Below are 24,942 nucleotides of genomic sequence, written 5' to 3'. Positions count from 1 at the left end.
GCGGGGAAAAACCGTTTCATCTCTCCAGCGACAGCATGTAGGCGCGGCGACCGCGCTGCCGGGCGGAGGAGAGATGGTGATAGGGATCGTCCAGCACGCCGGAATGGGTGAGTGCCTGCTCGACATCGCGACGGGTGAGGCCGATGTCATCCAGTTGCTGGTCATCGAGATCGAGCAGCGGATTGAGCGCCACGCGATTTTTCAAGGCACGCCACAGGGCCACAATTCGCGCGTTCAAACGGGCCGAAAACGTCGTGCCGCGCGGGGCTCCAAGCATTCCGTGTTGTGTCATCCGTTCGTTCATGCGCATGGCCTTGTCCTCTCTAAGGCACGGGAAAGACCGCTCCGGCGCTGCAAATGGCCGGCAGGCGGTCAGGGGAACTTCGCTCTTTCGAAGCGTTGTTGCTCTGGAATTGCGTTTCGTTATGTAAGATCACTATTGATCAGTCCAACGAATGTTTCTAATGGTTAGCATCAAACACCCTGATGGATCATCGCCATGGCCGCACCCCTCGATATCGACCAGCTGCACACCTTTGTCGCCATTGTCGACACCGGCAGTTTCACCAAGGCGGCCGACCGGGTGTTCAAGACGCAATCGGCGGTTTCCATGCAGATGCGCCGGCTTGAGGAACGGGTCGGCAAGCAGCTGTTCATGAAGGACGGGCGCGGCAACAAGCTGACCGCCGAGGGCGACAAGCTGCTGAATTACGCACGCCGCATCATCCGCCTCAACAACGAGGCAATGGCCGCCTTCGACGACAACCGTCTGGAAGGCACGCTGCGGATCGGCACGCCGGACGATTATGCCGACCGCTACATGCCGGAAATCATCGGGCGGTTCGCCAAGACACATCCGAATGTCGAGCTTTACATCGTCTGCGAACCTTCGCCGAGCCTGGCCGAAAAGATGGCGCGCGGCGAGCTGGATATCGCGCTCGTCACCCACAATCCGCGCCTGCGGGTTTCCGACGTGGTGCGCACCGAGCCTTTGTGCTGGGTGGGCTCCGCCAACCACCCGCTGAAGGACGATGCGCCGGTGCCGCTCGCCGTCGGTCGGCGTGATTGCCTGTGGCGGCAACTGGCCTGTTCGGCGCTCGATGCCGATGGCCGCGATTACCAGGTGTTGTTCACCAGCTGGTCGGCGACCGTTGTTGCCGCCGCCGTTTTGACCGGGCTTGCGGTTTCCGTTCTGCCGGAATCGGCGCTGCGCACCGGCATGAAGGTGCTGACCTCGGCCGACGGTTTTCCGCCGTTGCCGCCGGTGCAGATCGGCCTGATGAAACGCCCCGGCCTGTCGCCATCGCTGCTCAACGCCATCACCGACCACATCACCGCCTGCCTCGACAACATCTCGCCCGCCCCGGTTTCCGACGATATCGACGGCGACATGAAGACGGTGACGCGGCTGGTACGACCACGGATGGCGCAGGTGATGCCGGGCTGGTGAGGCGATCGTTGACTTCGCGTCACATCGGATGCAGCGTGGCCACGTAACGGCTGAGGATTTTGCCGATGGCAACGAAAGAACTTCAGATCGAGCTGGATTTGCCCGAAGACCTGATTGAGGTCCTCGACCGTGTTGCTGCGGCCGTGAAGGAAGATCGCGCAACGGTGATGCGTCGGGCGCTGGAACATTATGCCGAGCAGGAAGGCGCGATTATTCTGGATGAAGCGGCGGGGCTGGCTGAGCTGGATGCGGGATTGTCCGTCGATTTTGATGATGTGCTGAAGGAATCCTATGCGATCATCGAAGCCGCCGAAGCCAGACGGGCGAAACGAGCGGGCTGACTAAACTCCCCCGCGGCCTTGATAAGGACGTTGCCTGCCCCGACTTCATCCGATAACTTCCGCCGCATACTAGGCATCGTTGCGATCGGAAAACCCTATCATGTTGACATTGCGCCAGATGCGCTATTTCGAAGCGCTGGCCGCTGCACGCCATTTCGGAAAGGCGGCCGCCATGGTGAATGTCAGCCAGCCGGCGCTGTCGGCGCAGATCATGGAGATGGAAGAGCATCTCGGCACGTTGCTGGTGGAGCGCCACCGCTCCGGCGTGTTGCTGACCCCCAAGGGCGAAGCCGTGTTGCAGCGGGTGCGGCGCATTCTTGAGGATGTCGCCGGGCTGGAAGAGTTTTCACGCGATGGCGGCGGTGTTTTGCAGGGCCTGACGCGGATCGGCATCATTCCGACCGTCGCCCCCTATCTGGTGCCGGCGCTGGTGCCGCACTTGCGCGAAAACCATCCCGATGTGGAAATCGAGTTGCGCGAGGCAGTGACCGACCGGCTGATCGCCGACCTCAGCGAAGGCCGTATCGATGCGGTGATTGCGGCGCTGCCGATCGATGGCGATGGGCTGGAGAGCCGGCCGCTGTTTGCCGACCGGTTTTTCATGGCGATGGCCAATAATGACAGCGATGTGCTGACCTCGCCCTTGACCGAAACGCAGGTGGATGCCGAACGGCTGCTGCTGCTGGAGGAAGGCCATTGCCTGCGCGATCAGGCGCTGGCCGTGTGCGGCACGGCCGGAAAACGCAGCCTCGTCAACTTTGGCGCCACCTCGATGACCACGTTGTTGCAGATGGTCTCGCATGACATGGGCATGACGCTGATCCCGGAAATGGCGATCGCCACCGAAGCGGCTCGCAACGACCTGCGCATCGTGCCTTTTGCCGAGCCGGTCCCATCGCGGCAGATCGGGTTGATCTGGCGGCGCTCAAGCGGGAGGACCAAGGATATGGAGGCGCTGGGGGCGGCGATTTTGGCGTGTAGTCGGGGTTGAGGGTTGGCGGTATCCCTTGTCCGGATTTGGCAAAACACCCCTCACCAAGCGCGTCCAGCGATCGGCCTTGCCTCTCGCGGACTTGCTATCCTCTCCCGCAAGGGGAGAGGAAAAAACGCTGCGGCCCTTATCTCTCCCCTTGAGGGAGAGAAAGCGATTTCAACATCTTAGCCAAAGGCTAAGTGTTAGAAATCGCAAGTGAGGGGCTCACTACCCGGCCATCAGCCTTCTCGTGGATCGATGGTTCCGCAATGCATTGCCTCAACACAAACGCCAGTATCCCGTACCGCCCCTGCCCCATCCCGGCTTGGCGCATTGCCCCCTTGCGCCTAAACTCCAAGGCCCCGCCACACCTCCCGAGCCCCCATGACAGACGCCACCACCAGCCCCGCCGCCGGCTCCATTCACTGGAAACGCAATCTGTTCGTCTGCCTCACCGGCTCGTTCACCACCATCGTGGCGATGACGCTGCTCCTGCCCTTCCTGCCGCTTTACGTCGAGGAACTCGGCCTCACCGACCATGCCGCCATCGTGCAATGGTCCGGCATCGCCTATGGCGCGACCTTCCTTGCCGCAGCGCTCGTCGCCCCCATCTGGGGACGCCTCGGCGATATCTATGGACGGAAACTGATGCTGGTGCGTGCCGCGATCGGCATGACCATTGCCATCTCGCTGATGGGCATGGCGACCACCGTGTGGCAACTGGTAGCATTGCGGCTGGTGGTGGGACTTGCCGGCGGTTACGCATCCGGCTCGATGGTTCTTGTGGCGGCGCAGACGCCAAAGGACCGTTCCGCCTGGGCACTCGGCACGCTGTCGGCCGGCATCATGGCCGGCAATCTCGTCGGGCCGCTGATCGGCGGAGTTCTGCCGCAGCTGATCGGCATCCGTGCGACGTTCCTATGTGCCGGGGCCGCCATCTTTTTCGCCTTTCTCGCCACGCTGTTTCTGATCCGCGAGGAAAAATCGTCGACACGCAAACAGGCGGCGAAAAGCAGCGGCGGGTTTCGCTCGCTGCCGCACAAGGGGCCGGTTGTCGCCATGCTGTTTACCGGCATGCTGCTGATGTTCGCCAATATGTCGATCGAGCCGATCATCACCGTTTATGTGGCACAACTGGTGACTGACCCGGCGCAGGTGACGATCACCGCCGGTTTCGTCATGTCGGCGGCAGCGCTGGGCAGCGTACTGTCCGCCTCGCGGCTGGGCAAGCTGGCCGACCGCATCGGCACTTGGCGCGTCATCACCATGACGCTGGCGGTGGCGGCCGTGCTTTTGATCCCGCAGGCTTTTGTCACCGAAAGCTGGCAGCTGATATTTTTACGCTTCCTGATGGGGCTGGCGCTCGGCGGGCTGTTGCCCTGCATCACCGCCGTCATCCGCCACAATGTGCCCGACAGCGCAACCGGCGCCATTCTCGGCCTGTCGATTTCGGCGCAATATGTCGGTCAGGTCGCGGGGCCGGTTTCGGGCGGGTTTGTCGGTGGGCATATCGGCATGCCGGCCGTATTCATCGGCACCGCCGTGCTTTTGGCGGGCGGTGCCTTGTTCTGCCATCTGGTGCGGCCGGCGGAGACGCATTCCGCTTCCCCCGCCAGATAGGCTCAACCGAGATTGGCCTTGAAGAAACCGATCGTGCGGCTCCAGGCGAGATCGGCGGCCGCCTTGTCATAACGGGCAGAGGACGTATCGTTGTTGAAGGCGTGGTTGACGCCCTCATAAACGAAGATCTCGAACGTTTTGCCGTTCTTTTCCAGCGCCTCGCGATAGGCCGGAATGCCCGCATTGATACGCTCGTCGAGGCCGCCGTAATGCAGCATCAGCGGCGCCTTGATCTTTGGCACATCGGCGGCCGGCGCCTGCTGGCCGTAATAGGCCACGCCGGCATTCAGATCCGGCGAGTTCACCGCCATGCGGTTGACCAGACCACCGCCCCAGCAGAAGCCGATCGCACCGACCTTGCCGTTTGCGCCCTCGTGGCCGGCAAGCCAGCCGCGCGCCGCTTCTCCATCGGCCGCCGTCTTTGCCGGATCGAGGGTGGAAAACAGTTCGCGCGCCTTGTCTTCATCCGGCGGAGTGCCGCCGACAGGAGAGAGGAAATCGACGGCGAGCGCATTGAAGCCCTCGAGTGCGGCGCGGCGGGCGACATCGCGGATATGCTCGTTGAGGCCACGGTTCTCATGGATGACGATGATCGAGCCAAGCGGGCCGCTGGCCGATTTCGGGCGTGCCCAATAGGCTTTCATCTCGCCGGTCGCGCCGGGAAAAACGACGCTTTTGGTGGTGAGGCGATCATCATCGACAGCGACAACGGCGGCTTGTGCACCACTGGCGGCCAGCATGGGGGCGATGGCGGCAGCGGCCGCACCGGAACCGGCCAGCACCGTCAGCCGCTCCATGAATTTTCTGCGGTCGAGATGGAGATGGGTGTATTCGTCATAGGCGGAAATCATCGCCTGCGTGACTTTGGGCTTCTTGTCCATGATGCCTGCTCCTCTCGTGAAACGATGAAGCGAAGGTAGAGCAGAGTTCTGGACATGGCGACGCAGCGCCGTGGCGCCCACCCTACACGAATGCGTGAGGCAGGCGCCGCTTCAGCACAATCAGGAGGTCGCCAGCCAGATGGCCAGCCAGCCCCACATCAGCACGGTCGCCAGAAAACCGACCATGAACAGGGGGCGGCGCAGAAGCAGCCGGTTGCTGGTGATGTGCACATAGGAATGCGCATACCGCGACAGCACAAAGATCCAGGCAAGCGCAATGGTGATGATATTGTCGGCATTGCTGACGAAGATGGCCAGGACGCCGGCATGGAACAACATCGGCAGCTCGAACTGGTTCTTCAGATTGTTGTGCACCAGCAGGCTTTCCGGCGGTTCCGACAGGTTTTCCTTGAACTGCCGTGCATCGAATGTGCCGGACTTCACGGCGGCGACACGGCGCTTCGACAGCATGTAATACAGAATGAAAACGAGGAACGCATGCGCGATCATCGGCCAGAACATGGCGGTTGTGTCAGTCAGCAACAGGTCTGATGTCATCGGCTTGGTCCTCCAGCTTTTAGCCGGTGTTCTGACACGAAAACGGGCCGGGCAACATGCCCGGCCCGCCCGAAATCGGTGGAGAGTTTCTCGCGAATGCGCCTGGGCGCTTACGAGCTGACGCCCGGATAGTTCGGGCTTTCGCGGGTGATGGTCACGCCATGCGGATGGCTTTCGCGAAGACCGGCGCCGGAAATGCGCACGAAAGTCGCCTTTTCCTGAAAGTCCTTGATGTCCTTGCCGCCGACATAACCCATGGCAGCCTTGAGGCCACCGGCCAGCTGGTGCAGCACGGCCGAGACCGGGCCCTTGTATGGAACCTGGCCCTCGATGCCTTCCGGCACAAGCTTCAGCGTGTCGCGCACTTCCGCCTGGAAATAACGGTCTGCCGAGCCGCGCGCCATGGCGCCGACGGAACCCATGCCGCGATAGGCTTTGAACGAACGGCCCTGGTAGAGGTAAACTTCGCCCGGGCTTTCATCGGTACCGGCCAGAAGCGAACCGACCATGACGGCCGATGCACCGGCGGCGATTGCCTTGGCGACGTCGCCCGAAAACTTCAGGCCGCCATCGGCGATGACCGGAATGCCGTGCTTGTTGCCTTCCTCGACGGCCGCCATGACGGCTGCGAGCTGCGGCACGCCGACGCCGGCGACGATGCGGGTGGTGCAGATCGAGCCCGGACCGATACCGACCTTGATGCAATCGGCACCGGCATCGATCAGCGCCTTGGTGCCTTCCGCTGTGGCGACATTGCCGGCAATGATGCGGATGGCGTTCGACATCTTCTTGACGTGGGCGACCGCATCCAGAACCTTCTGGGAATGGCCGTGAGCCGTATCGACGACGATGACATCGACGCCGGCATCGATCAGGCGTTCGGCGCGCTCGACGCCATCGTCACCGGTGGAGATGGCGGCGGCAACGCGCAGGCGGCCCTGCGCATCCTTGGCGGCATTCGGGTTGAGCTGCGACTTCTCGATGTCCTTGACGGTGATGAGACCGACGCAACGGCCTTCATTATCGACAACCAGCAGCTTTTCGATGCGGTTGGTGTGCAGCAGGCGCTTGGCTTCAGCCTGCTCGACACCGTCCCTGACCGTGATCAGGTTGTCGCGCGTCATCAGTTCAAAAATTTTCTGGGACGGATCGGAGGCGAAACGGACGTCGCGGTTGGTGAGGATACCGACCAGACGGCCCGGACGGCCGCCGTTTTCAACGACCGGAATACCGGAAATGCCATGCGCCTTCATCAACGCGTGGGCGTCGGCAAGCGTGGCATCCGGGCCGATCGTCACCGGGTTGACGACCATGCCGCTTTCGAACTTCTTGACCTGGCGAACTTCCTCGGCCTGTTCGATCGGGGTCAGGTTGCGGTGGATGACGCCCATGCCGCCCGACTGCGCCATGGCAATCGCCAGACGGCTTTCGGTGACCGTGTCCATGGCCGACGACAGGATCGGCAGCGACAGGTCGATATCCTTGGCGATACGGGTGGAAATGTTGGTCTGGCCCGGCATGATTTCCGAGTGCCCCGGCTGCAGGAGCACATCGTCGAAGGTAAGCGCTTCCGCGCCGGTTGCCGAGATTACGATGCGTGCCATTGCCAATTCCTTCAGTTGGATAGGCAGAATCCTCCGGAAAAGGGAAAATCCCCGTCCGGCTTCTTCTGCATGAAATACATGGAAGTTGGCGAGGGCTGGTAACACGTTCATGACAGATTGGGAACAGAAAAATCCCGGAGGGGAGACCCGCCGGGATTGCATAGCTTGACTTGCCCCAGCAAAGATGCGAGCAATAATTTTATAATTCTACCCTTGGTTTAACCGCAAAACTTTCACTCAAACGATCTCCGGCCCATTCGGCGCTCATGGCAACGAGATACCCCGTCAAGATTAAAGCCGCTCCGAAGGTTGGCAGCCTTTACTGGTGTGCTCTGCACCCAGAGAACATGATCCACATTCCTGAGTTCTGGAAAAAACGACCCGTCGTGGTCATTTCTCGAAAGAACATGTTGCATGGGAAGGTCATCGTTCTACCCATAACTACCGATGATGATAACCAGAGCTACGAGAACAGCGTAGAGTTATCAAAGGCAACAAGCGACAAGATCAACGGGCGACGATGCTGGGTTGTCTGCGACCACCCCATGACCGTAGCAACCTCGCGGCTGGATTTCGTCAACAGGAACCCGCCCAGAATCGCTATGGATGAACTCTCTCCGATACTTGAGAAGTGTCATGCCAGCATGGCTGGGTGGGCGCAAAAGCCAAATCCAGAGATTTTGATAAAGGAAACAAGCACGTTCACGGACACTTCCGGACGGACCATCATTACCGATGAGGTCGTCATAGAGATTGATCTACCCACTCAGAAGTGAGGCGGCTGGCGGCGTGGCATCGCTGGACAACACACCATTGACGCGCATCCCGATAAGAACTAAATATACTTTATCTGCGGGGCATGGAAACACGCCACCGTCTCCCGAAAGGGACATATAAGCCAAAGCCACCCTTCGGGGTGGCTTTGGTCGTTTAAAGCGCCGCGCGATCAGAGATCGAACTGGTAGCTTTTTGGCACGAAGCGATAACCGTCCTCGAATTTTTCGGCATAACCGACCGCCGGGAACGGCATGTGGTAACCGAGGAAGGGCACCTTGTCGGTTGCGATCATGTCAAACACCTTGCGGCGGCTTGCCGCTGCCTTGGCCTTGTCCATGTCGAAACGCACCTGCCAGTCGGGCTTCTGCAACGAGAGTACATAGTGGTTGGCGGTATCGGCCGTCAGCACGAGGCGTTTGCCGGCGGATTCGACGTTGAACACCATGTGGCCCGGCGAATGGCCGAAGGCGGCCATGCTGGTGATGCCGGTGACGACATCCGTGCCGTCTCCGATGAAAGTGGTCTTTTCGGCCAGCGGTTTGACATTGGCGAGCACGCCCTTGTGGCCACCTTCGGCCGGCGTGCCGACGCGGGCCGTATCGGTCCAGAAATCATATTCGACCTGGCCGGCGACATAACGGGCATTCGGGAAGGCAGGTGCGCCCTTTTCCATCAGGCCGCCGATATGGTCGCCATGCATGTGGGTGAGGACGACGATGGTGACATCCTCGCGTTTGTAACCGGCAGCGGCGAGGCCTTCGATCAGCCGGCCATTGCCCTTAGGCCGACCGCCCTCACCGAAGCCGGTATCGAACAGGATCAGATCGCTACCAGTGTTGATGGCGACAGGCGCATAGCTGTTGACGAATTGGTCGGCGGGGAGAAAGTTCTTTTCAAGCAGGGCGGCCACTGCATCCGGCGCTTGATCTGTGCCAAAGGTTTCGTTCGGCTTCGGCAGCGCGCCAAAACCATCACGAATGGCAAGGATTTCGAAATCACCGAGTTTGAAGCGGCTCACTTCCGGTGGCATGGCATGATCCATGGGCAATCCCTTGTTGGCTTCGGCGCCGGCTTGCGCGGTCTGCGCTGCAGCCTGGCCCGACAAAATGGCCGGTGCGGCCAGCACACCGAGACCGGCAGTTCCAAGCATCGTCCTGCGATCGATCGTAAAGCGTGTCATGATGTTCTCCATCGTTTTTCCACCGGCCGAGCGAAGCAGGACCGTCCCGAGGGAAAAGATAGAAATGCAGGCGAACGAGCAAGCGGGCGTCACGCAGACGTGATGCGAAATGACAAAAGTTAGCCGGACATGATTGGCATGTCATCAAATGAGGAATACAGACGTCACCAACCCAGTCTTTACAGCGACGCATCGTAGTTTCCGAAAACCGGCACCGGCTTCCGGGTCGATGCGCCAAGGCCGCAGCATCCTTTCCGTGAAGCGTATCCGATGAACCGCGCAGTGCCCCTCATTCTTGCCGTCGCTCTTTTCATGGAGCAGATGGATTCGACCGTCATCGCCACCGCCCTGCCGACGATCGCAGCCGATCTCAATGTCGGGCCGATCACCCTGAAACTGGCGCTGACATCCTACATGGTGGCGCTTGCCGTGTTCATTCCGATCAGCGGCTGGATGGCCGACAAGTTCGGCGCCAAGAAGGTTTTTCGCTCAGCCATTCTCGTCTTCATCATCGGCTCGATCCTGTGCGCCGTTTCGTCCAACCTGATCGAATTCGTGATGGCGCGGTTTCTGCAGGGCATGGGCGGCGCGATGATGACGCCGGTCGGGCGTCTGGTTCTGCTGCGCACCACCAAGCGCAGCGACCTCGTCTCCGCCATGGCGCTTCTGACCATTCCGGCCCTTGTCGGACCTCTCACCGGCCCGCCGATCGGCGGTTTCATCACCACCTATTTCTCCTGGCACTGGATTTTCATCATCAATGTGCCGGTCGGCATTCTCGGCCTGATCATGACCGGCATCTACCTGCCGGAGATCGAGAAGCGGGAATCGCCGCGCATCGATTTCCTCGGTTTCCTGCTGACGGCGTTTTCGGCGGCCGGCGTGGTGTTTGGCCTTTCCGTCATCGGCCTGCCGGCCCTGCCACCGGCTGTGGGCATTTCCGCGACGCTGATCGGCATCGCATGCCTTGTGGCCTACGTGTTTCACGCGCGCCGCCATCCGTTCCCGATCCTCGATCTGCAGATCTTTCAGAACAACGCGTTTCGCGCAGCGATGATCGGCGGCACGATATTTCGGGTTTCGACGGGCGCCATTCCCTTCCTGATGCCGCTGATGCTGCAGCTCGCCTTCGGGCTGAACCCGTTCCAGTCTGGCCTGATCACCTTTGCCGGTGCCGGCGGCGCGCTGACCGTCAAGTTCATCGCCAAGCGGGTCTACAAGGCCATCGGCTTCAAGACGACGCTGATCTGCGCCGGTGTCGTCGGCGCCATCACCACGGTCGTCAACGGCTTCTTCACGCCGCAGACCCCGCATATGGCGATCATTCTTTTCCTGTTCGTTTCCGGGCTGGCGCGCTCGTTCTTCTTCACCGGCGCCAATGCGCTGAGCTATTCGGAAATCGAGGATTCGCAGGCAAGCCAGGCAACCTCGATGTCATCCGTGCTGCAGCAGGTGAGCATGGCGCTGGGCGTCGCTTTCGCCGCCTCGGTGCTCGAGGCATCGGCGGCCCTATCCGGCACGCATCTGCAACTGGCGGATTTCCATATCGCCTTCTACGCCGTCTCGGTGATGTCGCTGCTGGCGATCATTCCGCTTCTGCCGCTCGACAAATATGCGGGATCGGTAGCGTCCGGCCATGGCCCCGGCCTGCAGGCAAAACCGGCTCCGGGGGAGTGAGGCAAAGGTCTGGGTAACCGGACTATCTTCTCCCCTCGTGGGAGAATGTGGCCCGAAGGGTCGGATGAGGGGGAGCAAAGCCATATCGCAAGCTCTTGCCGTGTCGCCCCCTCATCGCCTCGCTTTCGCTCCGGCACTTCTCCCCACCGGGGAGACGATATTCGTGGCATCGTCGCTGCCTCATGGACAACTTGCCGATGGCAAAATCACCGACCCTGATCTTCGGTCCAGCTTTCACGCTCGTCGACATATTCGGCAGGTTCGTCCTGCACTTCCGACACGCCGGTCTGACGGCCTTTGAAACCCTTTGCGAGCAGGAACATTTCCACCGATTCCTGACGCGATGCACCCGGCTTGACGTGGATGACCTGCTTAAAATTCCGTTTCAGCATGTCGAGCAGCTCCTTCTCGGTGCCGCCCTGGAATGTCTTGGCCAGAAAATGGCCGCCGGGCCCCAAAACCTCGACGGCAAAATAGGCCGCGACCTCGCACAGATGCATGGTGCGCAGGTGGTCGGTCCGGTGGTGTCCGGTGGTGGGGGCCGCCATGTCGGACAGAACGAGATCCGGTGTGCCGCCGATCGCCTCGATCAGCTGGCGCGGTGCATCATCATCGAGAAAGTCGAGCTGCAGGATTTTCACACCCGGCAGAGGCGCCATTTCGAGAAAGTCGATGGCGGCAACGCGGATGTCCTCATCGGTCGAATTGGTGACCTTGGCGGCGATCTGCGACCAGCTGCCCGGTGCGGCACCCAGATCGATGATGCGGCGCGCGCCCTTCAGTACCTGGTGTTTTTCGTCGATCTCCAGCAGCTTGAAGGCCGCGCGGGCGCGATACCCTTCCAGCTTGGCACGCTGTACGTAAGGGTCGTTGATATGGCGCTCCAGCCAACGTCTGGACGATGCCTTCAGCTTGCCACTCTTGACTTTTTGGCCGAGCTTGCGGCCGATGGGCGGTTTCGTCATCGCCTTGCTCCTGAAGATTGTGGGCCTGATGCGGGTGGTCGTGGCGGGCGCTGCTGCGCATCGCCATCCCGGCCACCATCCCGACGCACGCGATGCCTGCGCCAGACGCCGTCATCGGCCATCATTTCGGTCAAAATGCCTTCGCGCAGGCCACGGTCGGCAACACGCATGCGCGTACTCGGCCAGCGACGGCGAATGGCTTCGAGAATGGCGCAACCGGCCAGAACCAGATCGGCACGATCCGGCCCGATGCAAGGGTTGGCGGCGCGGCCGGCAAAATCCCAAGACAGCAGCTTGTGCTGCATGGCATCGACTTCGCTGTTCGACAGCCAGACGCCATCGACGCGGCGGCGATCATAACGCGGCAGATCGAGATGCACGCCGGCAAGCGTGGTAACGGTGCCCGACGTGCCGATCAGATAAAAATCCTCAGGCCCCGCGCCGACATAATCCATGTCGATCGGCGGGCACTGGAACTTTTGGAGCATGCCCTCGACTTCGGTGACCATCGCCGAAAACACATCCGGCGTGACATCACGGCCACCATGACGTTCCGACAGCGTCACCACGCCAACCGGCAGCGAGGTCCAGTCGGTGATATGGCTGGCAAGGCGGCTGGAGCGCTGGTCACCGATGCGGATCACGGCGATTTCCGACGAACCGCCGCCGATATCGAACAACACGACGGAGCGCGCCTCACGCCCGACCAAAGACGAGCAGCCGGACACGGCAAGCCGTGCCTCGGTCTCGCGATCGATGATTTCGAGGTCCAGCCCGGTTTCGGCGATGACCCGCGACAAGAACAGTTCGCCGTTTTCGGCAGCGCGGCAGGCTTCCGTTGCAATCAGCCGCATGCGCTTGATCGGCCGGTTGGCCAGTTTCGAGGCGCAGACGCGCAAGGCATCCACCGCACGGTCCATGGCATCCTGCGACAGCCGGCCGGTGGCACCCAAACCCTCGCCCAGACGCACGATGCGCGAAAACGCATCGACCACGCGAAAATGGCCGGGACGCGTCGGCTGGGCGATCAGAAGACGGCAATTGTTGGTGCCGAGATCGAGGGCCGCATAAAGATCATCGGGTTGGGAGAGGTTTTCACGGCCACGGTCGTATCCACGCTCCGGGCCGCGATCATGGCCCTTGTCCTGCCCACGATCATGACGCGCGCCACGCGGCTCGAAAGCCGGATGCTGGCCATGGCGAAGCTTTGCTTCACGCGCCATATCCGGCAACGCTGCTACAGTTTCGCGCGAATCACCCTTGCCGCTGCGATTGTCGCGCTGCTGTTTATCCGCCTGCTGGCCGGCCGGCGCCAAAGGACGCACCTGCGGGCTGCGGCCATTTCGATTTTTGTTGCGCCGGCGATTGCGGCCCTTGCCGGGGGCTTGGCCGGGGTTCTGGTTCGAATTCTGCCTGGAATTCTGGCCGCCCGCCGCCCCATTTGCCGCCGCACCATGGTTTTCACCCACGTGACTGGTGCCCGCGTGACTTGCACCGCCCTGCCCTGCGCCATGGGCAGCATGATCGCCGCCATGATGCTGGCCGCGCGAAGAGGCGTCGCCATGGTCATTCCTGGGAGAATTGTCACCATGCGCCTTTTGAGAAGGCGCACCACCACGCGACCGGCGGCGCTTGCGCTTGCGCACAGGCATGCCGTCATCATTCGTTTCCGGACGTCGGGCTTCACCGGTCACGCCGGTTTCGCCGCCACGCGCAGGTAGGGCAGCGGAACGGGGCTTACCGTTCTGCTTTGCCTTGCGGCGCCTGCGGTTTTTGCCGCTGCGCCCTGCCGTCGACGCCCCGCCATCTGGCGGCGCATTGCCGCTGTCGGGGTCCATCACTGATCTTTTCCGTCTCGCCGCGCAAGAACCCCGTGAAATGGGACTGCCGCAGGCATCTGGTGTTTCGTTGGCGTTAGGATAACAGCGACGGGGGCATTCGCCAATGCCTTTTTGGCAAAGCGCCGGAGCGGCTTGCCGCAGGCGGATCAGGCATCATCCACAGGGATGGAAAAACACATGAAAGTTTTTTGAAAACGGTATTTGCATTCGCGAAAACTTTGGTTATAAGCGCCGCACACCGATGAGCCGGCCACACGCCGCTCCCTGCTGGGGAATAGTTCAACGGTAGAACGACGGACTCTGACTCCGTTAATCTTGGTTCGAATCCAGGTTCCCCAGCCAATCTTTTCCAAACGAAAACAATCACTTGCCCGCTGGGGTGCCTCAGAAGCCATGTCGCATGATCATTTCGAGCTAATGCGACATGGTACAAAGCAATTCAATGGGTTGCATTGAATCGCACAACGATTCCAAACTGCTACGAGGCAGTTCACCGCAACATAGATTGCGACATATGAAGTGGGTCCAAACAGGGAGAGAGCATGAGCAAGGTGTCCGAGGCCGAAGAGAAAACAAGCTTCCTGCAGCTATTTGAGTTCAGGGAATATTGGCGGCATAGTAGTGAATACCCTGAACGCAACTACGGTAACGACGTTGTCGAATATCCTGTGATCGTGCGGTATAGCTGCGTTGATCCAAAGCGCGACAGGACGTTCACGACTGACTTTCGTGCCTACGTCGGCAGCGGCCCCCATGACGGTGTCATCGACTTAGATGAAGCCGCAGGCGTGTCGATCGACTACTATCACCTTCGCTTCAACCCCGCATTTCAGAGATACACTTTCGATGGCTCGTCAGGAGCACTGATTGTGACCGGGTCATCCTCGAAAATGGGCGGTGACTATAAGGTTTCAATAACGCCGGCAATCGAGCGGCCTTCCAGCTGAACCAGAGACGCGCGACCATGAAAAAGCCGCCCTGCGGTGACAGGACGGCCAATCGCCGGTGGTGACGGCATTGACGCTGCTCGGGCCGAATTGCCCGGTGGTGCCGCAGCGATTGAAATTTGTTGACCACGGCAGGATTCGAACCTACGGCATCCGGCTTAGAATGTCGGCGCTCTAGCCAACTGAGCTACGCGGCCAGTGGATCGCCCTTACACAATGGCAAGGACGGCCCTCTCTCTGCCGATGGCGAGCACCGGCATCTGCGAAGCTTACGCGGCTGTCACTAGGTCTTCATGCGGCAGGATGCCAAGCACGCGCAGCATCGTCTCAGCGCGCGTTGAGGGCGGCGGCACGTCGGTCCATTCGCGATGGTCACGCGGGAAGTGGAAATCACCGCCTATGGTGCCGGTCGGAGAATATAGGCCGATGCGCGCATCGTACCCCATTTCGCGGTTCAACAGCTTGAGCTCATTCCAGAGCCACTCGGCGTAAGCGTTATTCGGGCAAAATCTGTGCTGGATTTCTTCCGCGCTCATCGGCGGATCGACAGCGTGAATCTCAGAATCAGCGACATTCGTCGCAGGAATTGTCGTGAAAAACATATTTGGTGCTCGCGGTAGTCCCAGCACGGCGCTTCTGAAGGCAGGCGTGCATGGCAAACCAGTGGGCGGCACTGGCGCCGGGAAGTTCAGAACACGCCCGCGAAGACGTGCGCCACGACCTTCAGCCTTTCGGCTTTATGCAAGGTCAAGTTTGCACTTGACGACCGTGGCCTTCCCGACAATAGTGTGCCGGTCGCGACAACGGTGTTGTCTCGTCAAATTTCAGCGTCACCTGGCCGGCAAGCCAAGGCACACGCCTATCGCGGTCTGCATCGCAATCCCCGGCAAGGGACCGATGCGGGAGTTCTGAAGCTCCGCGAACAACCTACCCCATTAACGACGACACGCGCAAGCACTCCCCGCCGGGGGGAGCCAATTAGCACGCCCTAATTATCACCGGTGATTTTTGAGGCAAGGCGATGCCGGCACCACCTCCGCCGGCTTTTGGCCGTCCCGCTGCTCTGCCGCGCGGGGCTGTTTTTTTGTTGTTCGAGATGCTTTCGCACCCATCGACCGCAATACGAGAATCCGGCAATCTCGGGCTGCGCATTCATGTTGGTCAAATGCTCGGAGAAACTACGGAAATGGCAAAGCCGCAAGGAAAGTGCATTTTTTGCGGTGGCCACGGCCTCACTAAAGAGCACGTAATGCCGAAATGGATTCGTCCACTGTTGGCGCGGTTCGGCGAAACACCGAACCATTTTCGATTCCGGACTGGTCAGGCCCAGATCCCTTTCACCAACATCACGTCGATCACTCCAAACATCATTCCGAAGCAGGGGTATTTCTTAAACCAAAGACTACGGGTCGTTTGCGCAAAGTGTAACGGTGGATGGATGAGCGGGCAAGAATCCGAAGCTAAGCCAATTTTGTCCGCCCTCATCGATGCGAATGCTCGTCCACTCAATGAGAGCGACCAGTTGACCATCGCTTTGTGGGCCTGCCTCCGTGCTGGAATTTTCGAAAGGGACCATCCTGAGACTGCAGCGATGAAACAATTTGAATACGCGCATATGCACGCAACAAAGACGCCACCTGAAAACTGGCGCGTGTTCCTCGCCAGACATGATTCCGAGGATTGGCGTATTAGGTTATTCCACTACCCGTTTTATGTTTTCCGCCCGGGGCAGCTGAGGCCAGCCAATCCGAACTCTCACAAGACGATGATAGGGTTGGGTTCTGCGGTGTTGCTCGTTGCTGGGTCCAGTGCCGACAATGCTGCGAAAGCCATCGAAGCACTATCACCGACTAACATGGCACAAGTCTGGCCCTTCGTCTCGTCGATAGAATGGCCGCTTACCAGCAGCCTGGGGAATGAACAACTCCTCGCGCTCTCTTACGGCAGTCAGATAAGATCCTACAGTCCCTGAGATTCCACCTAGCAGAATTCTGCAGTTGAGCCCCTCACCCGGCGCGGTTACGCTGCGTTCAAATCAAGGAGCCCACCATGAAACTCATGCACGAAGACCAGATCCCCGGATTCGTTGAGCGCGTCGCTGCAGCTTGCTGCGACATCACAGCAGTGGGCGGCGGCTACCTTATAGGCGACTCGGACCTCTCGGACGAAGACTACGAAGTAGCGGCGCCGAAGCTTGAGCAAATCAAAGCCGACCTTGGCCGGCGTGATCACCTGCTGCAACAAATCGTCGATTATCTCGTGTCGATAGGTCGGGTGTATCCGCCGCGGGTGGTGCATTGAGAGCTAAACAAGACCAAATTTGGTTCTGGGTTGCGCCGAGCTCACACTGGACAACCAGTCAAGCGACATGAGATTTTTGGTGCACATGACGGAGGTCTGGATTGTCTTCAGCGCGTTACATCTTCAACTACAAATCCCACAAGCCTGAGCTATGCCAGATTGATGCAAACACCTACCGCATCGGCGGGAATACGCCCATCCATTGGATGGACAAGGCCTACGGCTATAGGTGCGACACTCAGGAAGCATGTTTTTGGGTGGACGGAAAATTCATATACCCCATCAATCCTGACGGAACGCCGACCGGCAGCGATCCCGTCCTCTATTACGGCGACTAATTTCGGAGAAATTATGGACGACAGGATGAGGGAGCGTCTTCAAAAGGCGCTGGAAAACAACCGCACCAAGGACTCGGAATTCGCGCAACGGCGCGCCGATGAGAAGGCGGCCGCTGATCTCGAACTGAGAAGAAGGCAGGACGCTAAGACAATCTGGCCGGAGTTCGTCGATAAGGTTCGTGGTGCCGCCTCAGCGGTGAACAACCAGATTGCAGAGGGTGGATTCCTCTTGGAAGTGGAGGATCACGATACGACTACTACACGTCGCGCGCGTGTCAGTCTTCTCCATGAGAGTGCGGCGGTCGGAATGAGGGCAGTATTCCTGTTCAAGGAAAGTGGAGCCATTGCAACAACATTCGCTGGGCTCCAGGATTCCAAGCTTACGGACATAGACATATTTACAGTCGAGCAGCAGAAAATCGAGATGATCCTCGTTTCACTGTTCGAGCAATATGTTCGCCATCGTCCGTTTCCGAAAGAACACGTGTGACTGGGGCATCGATGAAAAAAGCCGAATGCGAGAAGGCGATCCGGTCTCTGAGCACAAAATGGTTCGCTACACTGCCCGAGGACGAGAAAGAGCACCCGGGCTTCGGATCATTTTGCAGATGGCTGCACGAAAATGGATATGGAAGCTATCTCGACTTTAGGTCGACCATGGGGCCGTCGTACGATGCAGAATCATGGTTCGATGATGAACTTGGGCAATCGTGGCGGCGGTAGAAGCGTTGACTACAGCGGTTTGTGCATAGTCATTCCGTTGGCGCCGAAAAGTCGGCTATAGAACTCCACTGCGTACCGATCCGTCATTCCCGCTATGAAATCGCATACTGTTCGTGTTTTAGCCAGCGCATCGCCGCGGTTATATATGTCTCTGTAGTCGGGGGGCATCAACCGATCACCCTTGTCTTCATGGATGGCGTCGAATATTCGCTTGATGACATCCTTACCGCGATACTCGACTACCTGCAGCATAGGTGAGCGTATTACTGCCTCAAACGTGATGTTTTTCAACACCTCAACCTGAACAAATGTTTTAATATCCAGTCGCGCCTTATGTAGTTGAGGGTATTTATCGTGAGGAACGACTTCGACACCGGACAGAAATTGCTGCACCAACTTTGAGGTGAAGCCCGTCCTATGATATCCATTTTCAGCATAAAGCGACGAGAGTTTCTTAGAAGCCATAGAGAAATACATCTTCTTACGGCCCATATCGATTCTTTTATTACTTAAAATCTGTATCTCGTCCGTCCCCACACTGAAAATATCGGCAAACACCTCGTAAAGCACATCTTGCACATCAGCAACAGTAACGGCGGAAACTGCTTCGCCCTTATACTGTTTTCCTATGCGGTCATTGATAGTTGTCGCGACGGCGGCATATATGTGGTCTGGAAAGCTAAAGAGGTCTAAAGGACCATGTATTCCGCTTTTGAATACATCCTCAAGATCATACGTCGAATACGCTATATCGTCTGCAATATCCATAATTGAGCATTCGATTGTCTTAAAGTCTGCTGTGTCAGCCTCGCCGACAACATTCTTTCTTATCAGCCTGACTAAGTCATCATCTGATTTATAATATCCCTTTACAGGCGACGCCTCTTTTCCTGGCGGCCGCTCTTTGCTTCCGATTGGTATTATTCGGTCATACTTAAGCACCGCACCAAGTGAGCGGTATGTTAGGTTGAGCCCGCGTCGTAAATCAGCGCCGTCTTCGCCGAAAAGATCTGCCCCCTCTCCCGAGGTCTGCTTTTTTTCTAGAGTCGACAATATCCGGAGGGTCTGCGCATTGCCTTCGAAGCCACCAAAATCACGCATGCACTCATCGAGCGCCTCTTCACCATTATGACCGAATGGAGGATGCCCGAGATCGTGCGCTAGACCGGCGAATTCAACGATATCGAGATTTATTTTGCTCTCATCGTCAGCAAAAAATTCTGACGTGCTGTTGAGCTTAATCGCGATGGATTTGGCAATCTGGGCCACTTCCAGAGAGTGCGTTAGTCGATTGCGAAAGAAATCGCCTTCATGACCTGGGAACACTTGCGTCTTCCCTTGCAGTCGCCTGAAGCTGGCGCTGTGAATGAGGCGCGCATAGTCACGTCGCGCCTCGTCTCTATAAACCTCGGGATTATCCTGTTGTACAGCTCTGTAGTAGTCCGAGGCAGAATAAAGAAGCGGCATGTTCAACCATAATTATTTCGTCTTATGGTTGACCGTATTTACCGACTTCTCCTTGGTCAAGCTCCACTTGCCAGTAGACTGCTCTATAGTTGTGCGCAAAGTTCTAAGGTCATTTACCGCTTCCCGATAAACCGGATTGCGGTCCGTAGCGGCAGCCGACTTTCTAATCGACGACGATGCAGAGTTTGCCATTTACGCTCTCCCTTTTATGCCAACGCCTGAGCCCGTGCGCGACGTCACGCACACAGCATATGCTATAGGTTTTTCCATTGCATATCCGTTAAAGTGGTGTGGCACGAGCACAACGATACGACATGGCTTGTGTTCCGCTGAATGTTTGTCTCAGTGCATTACACTGTACGGACCTTGCGGCAAACGTACGTTAGCGAATCATCTTGCGCAAGTGCGTAACGCTGTCGCGCTACCACGTCGCCCGAAGCGGCGCGCATGGAAAGTAGTTTGGCGTACAATCCTACCCTTTCGCCAAATACCCCCTGACGACATCAACCAGTGCAGCACCGTGTTCGAACGTCTTGATACCGATGTCCGATGCGATGACTGCATCACGCTCGGATGCTGCTGGATCGATACTGCCAAACGACGTCATCGACTGCTGGAGCTTGTCTAGCATCTCGCCCCACTCCGCATGGGGCACACCCACGCGGAACAGGTTGGCGGTGAGGAAGGCCAGCACGTGCCGATGCACTGTTGCATGGGCACACAGATCGATCACGCTCTGCTCGTCGACGAGAATTTTGTTCTGATTCATTTTGACCTCCTTTTAGTCGGTGTCAGCGCTTTCAATGGCAGCCCTTACAGACTCGCCCAGCTGCGACGCGGCGGAGCTTGCCGCTGCCTGCGGATCCGCGACGCCGGTGATGTGCTGCGTGACCTGCACCGTGACGTTAGGCGGCTGCGGGTTCGTGACGCGAACGTCCTGCGTTCCCGTCTTCTGGAGAAGTGCCGAGATCGACGAGGAGTCGATGCGAGTGGTCCTGACAATGCTGAGATCGTCTGCTGTCTTGCCGGGCAGCTGGTCCGTTGTGCGACCGCCGGGTCCGAAGGCGCGCGCGTGGTCCACTGCCTGTTGAGCGCCGACGCCGGGAAGTGTGGTCTGTCCGAAGTTCCGCTGCCAGCCTTCAGTGATTGACTGGCGGTTGAGGCCGGTGATTCGTTCGAGGTCTTCGCGGTGCTGCTTTTGCAGCCGCACCTGATCTTCGAAAGTATCGCCGGGGGTCGCAGACAACATGTCCGCCATAAAGCCGGGCGCGCCGGCGACCGCGAACCCCTTGATCCACTGCCACCACGTGGGTGGAATTGGCGCTGGAGGCAGGTCAGAATCTAATCCCTTACTACCGGCCTTAGGCGGATTTTTCCCGCCGGGCGTCGTGCCCCCAGACAGTACGTCCGCCAGTGTCCCGGCAGCCTTGATGGCCGCGACGATCGTAGACGCCCCACTGAGGAACATCATGGCGGCTGCAAGCTTACGGACAGTCCCCGCTAGAACGCCGATTGCGAGGCCCCACGCCATGATCTGGAAACCATAGGGCGCCAGATCTGCAAAGAACTGAGCGATTGGGTTTTCCTTGATCGCTGCACTAAGCTCGCGGATCGTGGCGCCCCACTCCTTCGCCTGCATGAACAGGCGGCCGAGTTGGTCACCGGCAGTGCCGTCGACTTTGCCGAATAGCAGGTCGCCGAGATCGGCGATGACATCCTTGACGCCGTTGTAGCCAAGACCCTGTGCGAATCCCATGATGCTGGTTTCCATCTTGTCGAAGATGGAGACGCGGGAATCGAGAGTGTCGATCACCTCGCTGATGGCGGCGATGCCCTCCTTGATGGTGGGAAGCATCCGGTCGCCCATTTCCCAGAACCGATTGGAAATCTTGTTTCCAAGCAGCTGGGCGGCGTTCGCGGCCGTGCTCGACCGTTCGAGGAATTCCTTGAATGCCGACCCGGAATATTTCGCCTTGTCGGCGACGCTATCAAGCGCCTGGTCCAGCAGACCGACATTGCCGATCAGCGGCGCGAATGCCTTAGCCTCGTCGCCAAAGAACTGCGACAGGATCGCGATGTGCTGATCCTTCGGCGCCTTGGCGATTGCCTTCAGGACAGTTTTCAGCGCTTTGGGCGCGTCCTTCTGCATCTGCTTGGCAATCTGCGGCAAGTCCAGCCCGAGCGCCTTGGCGGCCTCACGCTGGTCCTTCTTCGCGAAGTTTCCTCGTGTCAGCGCCTTCACGACGTTCTGCATTGCGGTGCCGGCGACCTCGGAAGGCGCGCCCGCAGCGATCATCGCGGAGCCAATGCCGGCAATCTGTTCCGCGGTGAAACCACCCATCTTGCCGAGCGCCGAAACACGCAGCATGAAATCGGTGATGTCGCTGGCCTTGGAGGCCATATTGTTCGAGAGATGGTTGATCGCATCGGCCAGAGAGCCGACGTCAGCAACAGACATGCCCAGCTGTGTCTTGAGCTTGGCGAGCGTTTCGCCCGCCTCGCCTGCGCCGATATTGAAGGCGATACCCACGCGGGCCGCCATCTCGGAGAATTCTTTGAGTTCGGTCGTCGCGATGCCGGATTCGCCAGCGGCTGCGAACAGCGCGGCGATGTCGTTGGCGGTCATCGGTATTTCAGTCGACATCTGCCGGATGGTCCGGCGCATATTGTCGAACTGTTCGTCGGACGCCTCGACAACCTTGCGGACGTCGGCGAATGCGGATTCGAAGGTGATGGCCGAGCCGATTGTGGCCTTCAGACCTTCGGTGATTCCGACGTAGGCTCCGCCGAATGCAGCGAGTTGCCCAATGGCACCGCGGAGCGGATTGGTAAACGCCATCGTCTGACGCTGGAAAGCGGAAAGAACGCCGCTAACGCGCCTGACCGGGGCTGTCACCTGGTCGATAAGTGACAGCCTCAGGGTTGAGTTCAAATTAGCCAAGGCCGGTTCCAATCAATTTATGGATTTCGGTGGCCGTATCGAAGTAGGCCAACGCCTTTTCAGGCGGCCACCGCTCGATCACGTCGAGCGGTGTGTGGAGCACGCTGGCGACGAAGCCCGCGACTATTCGCCAGTCGTGGGCTCCGGCTCGTTTCCCAGATCAATCGCCTTCGAGAACTTGGCGAACTCCTTGGCCTTGATCTTCTTGAGCGCGGGAATCGGCACGCCGGACATGCTGGAAAGGACGGCGAGCATCTGGTGAGTTTCGCCCTTCACGAGATCCGCAGCGGCGAGATCGCCGACCGTCGGGTCATCGAAAGAGATTTCGGAATAGGTGACGCCGGAATGCTCGACGGGCGTGGAAAGCTTAATGGTGGTCATGAGGGCTCCATGGAAAAAAGCCGCTAGTGAGGCGGCTGAAAAGGTGTGGTGCTGGGCTGGATGTCGGGCGGCGCGAAGCCGCCCTTTGAAGATTAGGCGCCGGCGTTCTTGGCGAGGCCGCGGTGGTCCATGGCCTTGGCGCCAACATCGAGGCGAGCCTTGACTTCGAGACCATCGACGTCAAAGCCCTGACGGGTTTCGATATAGACGCCGCGATTGCCTTCGAGGTAGGCGAGCTCAACCGTGTCGACCTGTGCGGGCGATGCGGCCAGATACCAGGCAGTTGTCGAGCCGGCGATCGCTGTGGAAACAACAGCCGGGTTGCTGATACCGTTGTCGAGGCGTGCCTCGGCGATGATCTGCAGCTTGCGCATCGATCCGGTCGCAGCGCCTGCCGAATCCGTCGGGTGATAAACGGCGTTCAGCAGCTGGTCGGCAGTCGTTTCGAGCTCAACAGGCACGATCAAAAACTGGGGCACGATGTTGAGAACCGTCTTGCCGTCGAGGCCGGTCTGCTTCGCCATAGAGGCGCGCATTTTGCCGATCGCGGGGACATTGAGAGCGGCAGCGGTCATCAAGTTCTTGTGCGGCACCGAGAACAGCGTTTGGCCATCGCCCATGGTCGGATTGCCGAGGATCTGAGCCCAGACGAGATCGCTTTCCAGCTGAGCAGCGGCGCCACCCATCAGCTGCGGGATGCGGCTGAATGCGTTCATATCATCGTTGATGATGACCTGACGGGTAATTCCGATGACCTTACCGAAGGTCGCAATCTTGTAGGATTCCTTGCCTTCAGTGACGGAACCTCGTTTGTATTCGCCATTTTCTGGAACGCGATCGAAGGCCGGGCCTTCACCAAGCTGGGCACGGTTGATGGCCTTGAAATTCGCCGCCGTTGCTTCGCGAACCAGTGGACGGAAGGTCTGGCCGGCAGCCTCATAGCCAGCGCGCAGCGTGGTATTAACCACATTGCCGAGGATTATCGGAAAGTCGGATGTCGCATGGTATCCGCCAGACCTCTGAGCAAGAGCCTCGCGGGCAATCTCTTCGCGGCCCATGCCGCGCGTCTTGACGTTGCGAAGCTCGAGTGACTCGCGAGCCATATCCAGCAGCGAGAAACCACGATATTCGCGGCCGGCGGGATTGAGTTCTCGCGTGGGGTCAGCACGGTGGATGAGGGCTTCGCGCATGGCAACAGCGCGTTTCTCCGTATGATCCTCACCGGCATAAGATGGAGTACGATTATCGATGGTCAAAGCATCGTCCTTTTCCGAAAAATGTCTGATTAGGGCGGTGCGGAAAGCGTCGACGGTCTGCCCGTCTTCAATCGCTCGCAGCCCCATGTCGACGAGCTTTGCCTCACGGGCCAGCTCTGCGATTGTGGTGGTTCGTGTACGTTCGGCTCGGTCGCTTCGGCCGTCCTCATCAGGGTGCGAGCGGATCTGAGAGCCGGCGTCCGCTGGAACTGGAACAGCGCTGATCTCCAGCGGCTCCCAGTCAACGACGCGCCATTCTTCATCGGTGCCGTCGCCATCCGCGTCGGTTTTGACGACCTTGTGGATGGCGTAGCCGACGCTGATATTGCGGATGATGCCGTCCTTAATCTTCTCGACGATGGCAGCGTCTTCCGCAGCCCGCGAAAGCTTGACGCGGGCAAAGCCTTTGCCGCCAGAAACGCGAGCTGTACCAGGTACCACAGACCCAATCACGGAGCTGAGCGCCGAGTCGTCATGAGTGTTCAAGAATGGTGCGCCTGCATTCAGCCGCTCCAGTCGGATCGCCTGCGGCGTAACCTCCAGAACTTCCGAATAGTAGCGCTCCGATCGCCAAGACCACCTGCGCACAGCGGCGCCAGTAGTCCATATGACTTCAATCGTGTTATCCGCTTCGTCGAAACTGGAGGCACCGATCTGCGCTGACCGACGCATCTTGTCGTCGGCCGGATCCGCCCGGACGGCGGTCGTTGTGTCTGTCATT

General features: G+C 59.1%; 24 protein-coding genes and 2 tRNA genes. 12 read left to right on the top strand and 14 right to left on the bottom strand.

Going from position 1 to position 24,942, the window contains the following annotated elements:
* Window positions 1-16: 16 nt before the first annotated feature.
* Window positions 17-310 (bottom strand): DUF1127 domain-containing protein, encoded by a 294-nt coding sequence (locus tag EDF70_RS07590; protein ID WP_132272761.1) that lies wholly within the window; start codon window positions 308-310, stop codon window positions 17-19.
* Window positions 311-499: 189 nt separating this feature from the next.
* Between EDF70_RS07590 and EDF70_RS07585 the strand changes: the two genes are divergently transcribed.
* From EDF70_RS07585 to EDF70_RS07570, 4 genes are all read left to right on the top strand, one after another.
* The gene (locus EDF70_RS07585) at window positions 500-1,450 is read left to right on the top strand and encodes a LysR substrate-binding domain-containing protein (RefSeq protein WP_132272760.1); all 951 of its coding nucleotides are present in this window, start codon (window positions 500-502) and stop codon (window positions 1,448-1,450) included.
* A 65-nt stretch (window positions 1,451-1,515) separates the two neighbouring features.
* Entirely contained in the window at window positions 1,516-1,791 is a 276-nt protein-coding gene (locus EDF70_RS07580) for a ribbon-helix-helix protein, CopG family (protein WP_245519138.1), read from the top strand.
* A 100-nt stretch (window positions 1,792-1,891) separates the two neighbouring features.
* Window positions 1,892-2,782 carry a hydrogen peroxide-inducible genes activator gene (locus tag EDF70_RS07575; protein WP_132272758.1) on the top strand — a complete coding sequence of 297 codons (891 nt, stop codon included), beginning with the start codon at window positions 1,892-1,894 and terminating at the stop codon, window positions 2,780-2,782.
* A gap of 366 nt (window positions 2,783-3,148) precedes the next feature.
* Window positions 3,149-4,384 (top strand): MFS transporter, encoded by a 1,236-nt coding sequence (locus EDF70_RS07570; RefSeq protein WP_132272757.1) that lies wholly within the window; start codon window positions 3,149-3,151, stop codon window positions 4,382-4,384.
* A 2-nt stretch (window positions 4,385-4,386) separates the two neighbouring features.
* Here EDF70_RS07570 and EDF70_RS07565 read toward each other — a convergent pair whose 3' ends face one another.
* The 3 genes from EDF70_RS07565 to guaB all read right to left on the bottom strand — a co-directional run bounded on the left by EDF70_RS07565 (window position 4,387) and on the right by guaB (window position 7,427).
* Entirely contained in the window at window positions 4,387-5,265 is an 879-nt protein-coding gene (locus tag EDF70_RS07565) for a dienelactone hydrolase family protein (RefSeq protein ID WP_132272756.1), read from the bottom strand.
* A gap of 120 nt (window positions 5,266-5,385) precedes the next feature.
* Window positions 5,386-5,823 (bottom strand): MAPEG family protein, encoded by a 438-nt coding sequence (locus tag EDF70_RS07560; RefSeq protein WP_245519092.1) that lies wholly within the window; start codon window positions 5,821-5,823, stop codon window positions 5,386-5,388.
* Window positions 5,824-5,933: 110 nt separating this feature from the next.
* Entirely contained in the window at window positions 5,934-7,427 is a 1,494-nt protein-coding gene (gene guaB / locus EDF70_RS07555) for an IMP dehydrogenase (protein WP_132272755.1), read from the bottom strand.
* 266 nt (window positions 7,428-7,693) lie between these two features.
* Between guaB and EDF70_RS07550 the strand changes: the two genes are divergently transcribed.
* Entirely contained in the window at window positions 7,694-8,203 is a 510-nt protein-coding gene (locus EDF70_RS07550; RefSeq protein WP_132272754.1) for a type II toxin-antitoxin system PemK/MazF family toxin, read from the top strand.
* Between the two features lie 170 nt (window positions 8,204-8,373).
* Here the strand turns inward: EDF70_RS07550 and EDF70_RS07545 are convergent, their stop codons facing one another.
* The gene (locus tag EDF70_RS07545) at window positions 8,374-9,384 is read right to left on the bottom strand and encodes an MBL fold metallo-hydrolase (protein WP_132272753.1); all 1,011 of its coding nucleotides are present in this window, start codon (window positions 9,382-9,384) and stop codon (window positions 8,374-8,376) included.
* A gap of 270 nt (window positions 9,385-9,654) precedes the next feature.
* On the opposite strand from EDF70_RS07545, the gene EDF70_RS07540 reads away from it, so the two are divergent.
* On the top strand, window positions 9,655-11,061 hold the full coding sequence (locus tag EDF70_RS07540) for a DHA2 family efflux MFS transporter permease subunit (RefSeq protein ID WP_132272752.1): 1,407 nt from the start codon (window positions 9,655-9,657) through the stop codon (window positions 11,059-11,061).
* A 206-nt stretch (window positions 11,062-11,267) separates the two neighbouring features.
* On the opposite strand, the gene EDF70_RS07535 is transcribed toward EDF70_RS07540, so the two are convergent.
* Window positions 11,268-12,026: an RlmE family RNA methyltransferase gene (locus EDF70_RS07535; protein WP_132272751.1), complete on the bottom strand. Its 759-nt coding sequence runs from the start codon at window positions 12,024-12,026 to the stop codon at window positions 11,268-11,270.
* Window positions 12,023-13,864 (bottom strand): Ppx/GppA phosphatase family protein, encoded by a 1,842-nt coding sequence (locus tag EDF70_RS07530; RefSeq protein ID WP_132272750.1) that lies wholly within the window; start codon window positions 13,862-13,864, stop codon window positions 12,023-12,025. The genes EDF70_RS07535 and EDF70_RS07530 overlap by 4 nt, the downstream gene beginning before the upstream one ends.
* Window positions 13,865-14,135: 271 nt before the next feature.
* Here EDF70_RS07530 and EDF70_RS07525 point away from each other — a divergent pair.
* A tRNA-Gln gene (locus EDF70_RS07525) sits at window positions 14,136-14,209 on the top strand.
* A gap of 200 nt (window positions 14,210-14,409) precedes the next feature.
* Window positions 14,410-14,814, top strand: coding sequence for a hypothetical protein (locus EDF70_RS07520; RefSeq protein ID WP_132272749.1), 405 nt, complete (start codon window positions 14,410-14,412; stop codon window positions 14,812-14,814).
* A 123-nt stretch (window positions 14,815-14,937) separates the two neighbouring features.
* Here EDF70_RS07520 and EDF70_RS07515 read toward each other — a convergent pair.
* Window positions 14,938-15,011: transfer RNA gene (locus EDF70_RS07515), tRNA-Arg, on the bottom strand.
* Between the two features lie 72 nt (window positions 15,012-15,083).
* Entirely contained in the window at window positions 15,084-15,416 is a 333-nt protein-coding gene (locus EDF70_RS07510) for a hypothetical protein (RefSeq protein ID WP_132272748.1), read from the bottom strand.
* Between the two features lie 419 nt (window positions 15,417-15,835).
* On the opposite strand from EDF70_RS07510, the gene EDF70_RS07505 reads away from it, so the two are divergent.
* The 4 genes from EDF70_RS07505 (at window position 15,836) to EDF70_RS07490 (ending at window position 17,943) form a co-directional block, all read left to right on the top strand.
* A complete protein-coding gene (locus EDF70_RS07505; RefSeq protein WP_132272747.1) occupies window positions 15,836-16,786 on the top strand; it encodes a hypothetical protein in 951 nt (316 codons plus the stop codon).
* Between the two features lie 77 nt (window positions 16,787-16,863).
* A complete protein-coding gene (locus tag EDF70_RS07500; protein WP_132272746.1) occupies window positions 16,864-17,115 on the top strand; it encodes a hypothetical protein in 252 nt (83 codons plus the stop codon).
* A gap of 101 nt (window positions 17,116-17,216) precedes the next feature.
* The gene (locus tag EDF70_RS07495) at window positions 17,217-17,453 is read left to right on the top strand and encodes a hypothetical protein (protein WP_132272745.1); all 237 of its coding nucleotides are present in this window, start codon (window positions 17,217-17,219) and stop codon (window positions 17,451-17,453) included.
* 13 nt (window positions 17,454-17,466) lie between these two features.
* Window positions 17,467-17,943 carry a hypothetical protein gene (locus EDF70_RS07490; protein ID WP_132272744.1) on the top strand — a complete coding sequence of 159 codons (477 nt, stop codon included), beginning with the start codon at window positions 17,467-17,469 and terminating at the stop codon, window positions 17,941-17,943.
* Between the two features lie 242 nt (window positions 17,944-18,185).
* On the opposite strand, the gene dgt is transcribed toward EDF70_RS07490, so the two are convergent.
* From dgt to EDF70_RS07465, 5 genes are all read right to left on the bottom strand, one after another.
* Window positions 18,186-19,643 carry a dGTP triphosphohydrolase gene (gene dgt / locus EDF70_RS07485; protein WP_132273670.1) on the bottom strand — a complete coding sequence of 486 codons (1,458 nt, stop codon included), beginning with the start codon at window positions 19,641-19,643 and terminating at the stop codon, window positions 18,186-18,188.
* A gap of 472 nt (window positions 19,644-20,115) precedes the next feature.
* Complete coding sequence (locus EDF70_RS07480; protein ID WP_132272743.1) at window positions 20,116-20,412, bottom strand: hypothetical protein; 297 nt, start codon at window positions 20,410-20,412, stop codon at window positions 20,116-20,118.
* Window positions 20,413-20,424: 12 nt separating this feature from the next.
* Window positions 20,425-22,482: a phage tail tape measure protein gene (locus EDF70_RS07475; protein ID WP_132272742.1), complete on the bottom strand. Its 2,058-nt coding sequence runs from the start codon at window positions 22,480-22,482 to the stop codon at window positions 20,425-20,427.
* Between the two features lie 225 nt (window positions 22,483-22,707).
* A complete protein-coding gene (locus EDF70_RS07470; protein ID WP_132272741.1) occupies window positions 22,708-22,965 on the bottom strand; it encodes a phage tail assembly protein in 258 nt (85 codons plus the stop codon).
* A 92-nt stretch (window positions 22,966-23,057) separates the two neighbouring features.
* Window positions 23,058-24,941 (bottom strand): prohead protease/major capsid protein fusion protein, encoded by a 1,884-nt coding sequence (locus EDF70_RS07465; protein ID WP_245519091.1) that lies wholly within the window; start codon window positions 24,939-24,941, stop codon window positions 23,058-23,060.
* Window position 24,942 lies beyond the last annotated feature (1 nt).

Origin of the sequence: Neorhizobium sp. JUb45 (assembly GCF_004343585.1) — a bacterium.
In the GTDB taxonomy this organism is placed as follows: domain Bacteria; phylum Pseudomonadota; class Alphaproteobacteria; order Rhizobiales; family Rhizobiaceae; genus Neorhizobium.
Note: the sequence above shows the minus strand (reverse complement) of the source record. Positions and strands in the feature narration are given on the sequence as shown.

Bases quoted from the DNA above. Each gene is read 5' to 3' on its own strand.
- EDF70_RS07585 (WP_132272760.1), top strand. From the start codon at position 500: ATGGCCGCACCCCTCGATATCGACCAGCTGCACACCTTTGTCGCCATT.
- EDF70_RS07565 (WP_132272756.1), bottom strand. From the start codon at position 5,265: ATGGACAAGAAGCCCAAAGTCACGCAGGCGATGATTTCCGCCTATGAC.
- EDF70_RS07540 (WP_132272752.1), top strand. From the start codon at position 9,655: ATGAACCGCGCAGTGCCCCTCATTCTTGCCGTCGCTCTTTTCATGGAG.
- guaB (WP_132272755.1), bottom strand. From the start codon at position 7,427: ATGGCACGCATCGTAATCTCGGCAACCGGCGCGGAAGCGCTTACCTTC.
- EDF70_RS07505 (WP_132272747.1), top strand. From the start codon at position 15,836: ATGCCGGCACCACCTCCGCCGGCTTTTGGCCGTCCCGCTGCTCTGCCG.
- EDF70_RS07470 (WP_132272741.1), bottom strand. From the start codon at position 22,965: ATGACCACCATTAAGCTTTCCACGCCCGTCGAGCATTCCGGCGTCACC.
- EDF70_RS07575 (WP_132272758.1), top strand. From the start codon at position 1,892: ATGTTGACATTGCGCCAGATGCGCTATTTCGAAGCGCTGGCCGCTGCA.
- EDF70_RS07480 (WP_132272743.1), bottom strand. From the start codon at position 20,412: ATGAATCAGAACAAAATTCTCGTCGACGAGCAGAGCGTGATCGATCTG.
- dgt (WP_132273670.1), bottom strand. From the start codon at position 19,643: ATGCCGCTTCTTTATTCTGCCTCGGACTACTACAGAGCTGTACAACAG.
- EDF70_RS07550 (WP_132272754.1), top strand. From the start codon at position 7,694: ATGGCAACGAGATACCCCGTCAAGATTAAAGCCGCTCCGAAGGTTGGC.
- EDF70_RS07520 (WP_132272749.1), top strand. From the start codon at position 14,410: ATGAGCAAGGTGTCCGAGGCCGAAGAGAAAACAAGCTTCCTGCAGCTA.
- EDF70_RS07490 (WP_132272744.1), top strand. From the start codon at position 17,467: ATGGACGACAGGATGAGGGAGCGTCTTCAAAAGGCGCTGGAAAACAAC.
- EDF70_RS07545 (WP_132272753.1), bottom strand. From the start codon at position 9,384: ATGACACGCTTTACGATCGATCGCAGGACGATGCTTGGAACTGCCGGT.
- EDF70_RS07475 (WP_132272742.1), bottom strand. From the start codon at position 22,482: ATGGCGTTTACCAATCCGCTCCGCGGTGCCATTGGGCAACTCGCTGCA.
- EDF70_RS07465 (WP_245519091.1), bottom strand. From the start codon at position 24,941: ATGACAGACACAACGACCGCCGTCCGGGCGGATCCGGCCGACGACAAG.
- EDF70_RS07535 (WP_132272751.1), bottom strand. From the start codon at position 12,026: ATGACGAAACCGCCCATCGGCCGCAAGCTCGGCCAAAAAGTCAAGAGT.
- EDF70_RS07570 (WP_132272757.1), top strand. From the start codon at position 3,149: ATGACAGACGCCACCACCAGCCCCGCCGCCGGCTCCATTCACTGGAAA.
- EDF70_RS07590 (WP_132272761.1), bottom strand. From the start codon at position 310: ATGCGCATGAACGAACGGATGACACAACACGGAATGCTTGGAGCCCCG.
- EDF70_RS07560 (WP_245519092.1), bottom strand. From the start codon at position 5,823: ATGACATCAGACCTGTTGCTGACTGACACAACCGCCATGTTCTGGCCG.
- EDF70_RS07510 (WP_132272748.1), bottom strand. From the start codon at position 15,416: ATGTTTTTCACGACAATTCCTGCGACGAATGTCGCTGATTCTGAGATT.
- EDF70_RS07530 (WP_132272750.1), bottom strand. From the start codon at position 13,864: ATGGACCCCGACAGCGGCAATGCGCCGCCAGATGGCGGGGCGTCGACG.
- EDF70_RS07500 (WP_132272746.1), top strand. From the start codon at position 16,864: ATGAAACTCATGCACGAAGACCAGATCCCCGGATTCGTTGAGCGCGTC.
- EDF70_RS07580 (WP_245519138.1), top strand. From the start codon at position 1,516: ATGGCAACGAAAGAACTTCAGATCGAGCTGGATTTGCCCGAAGACCTG.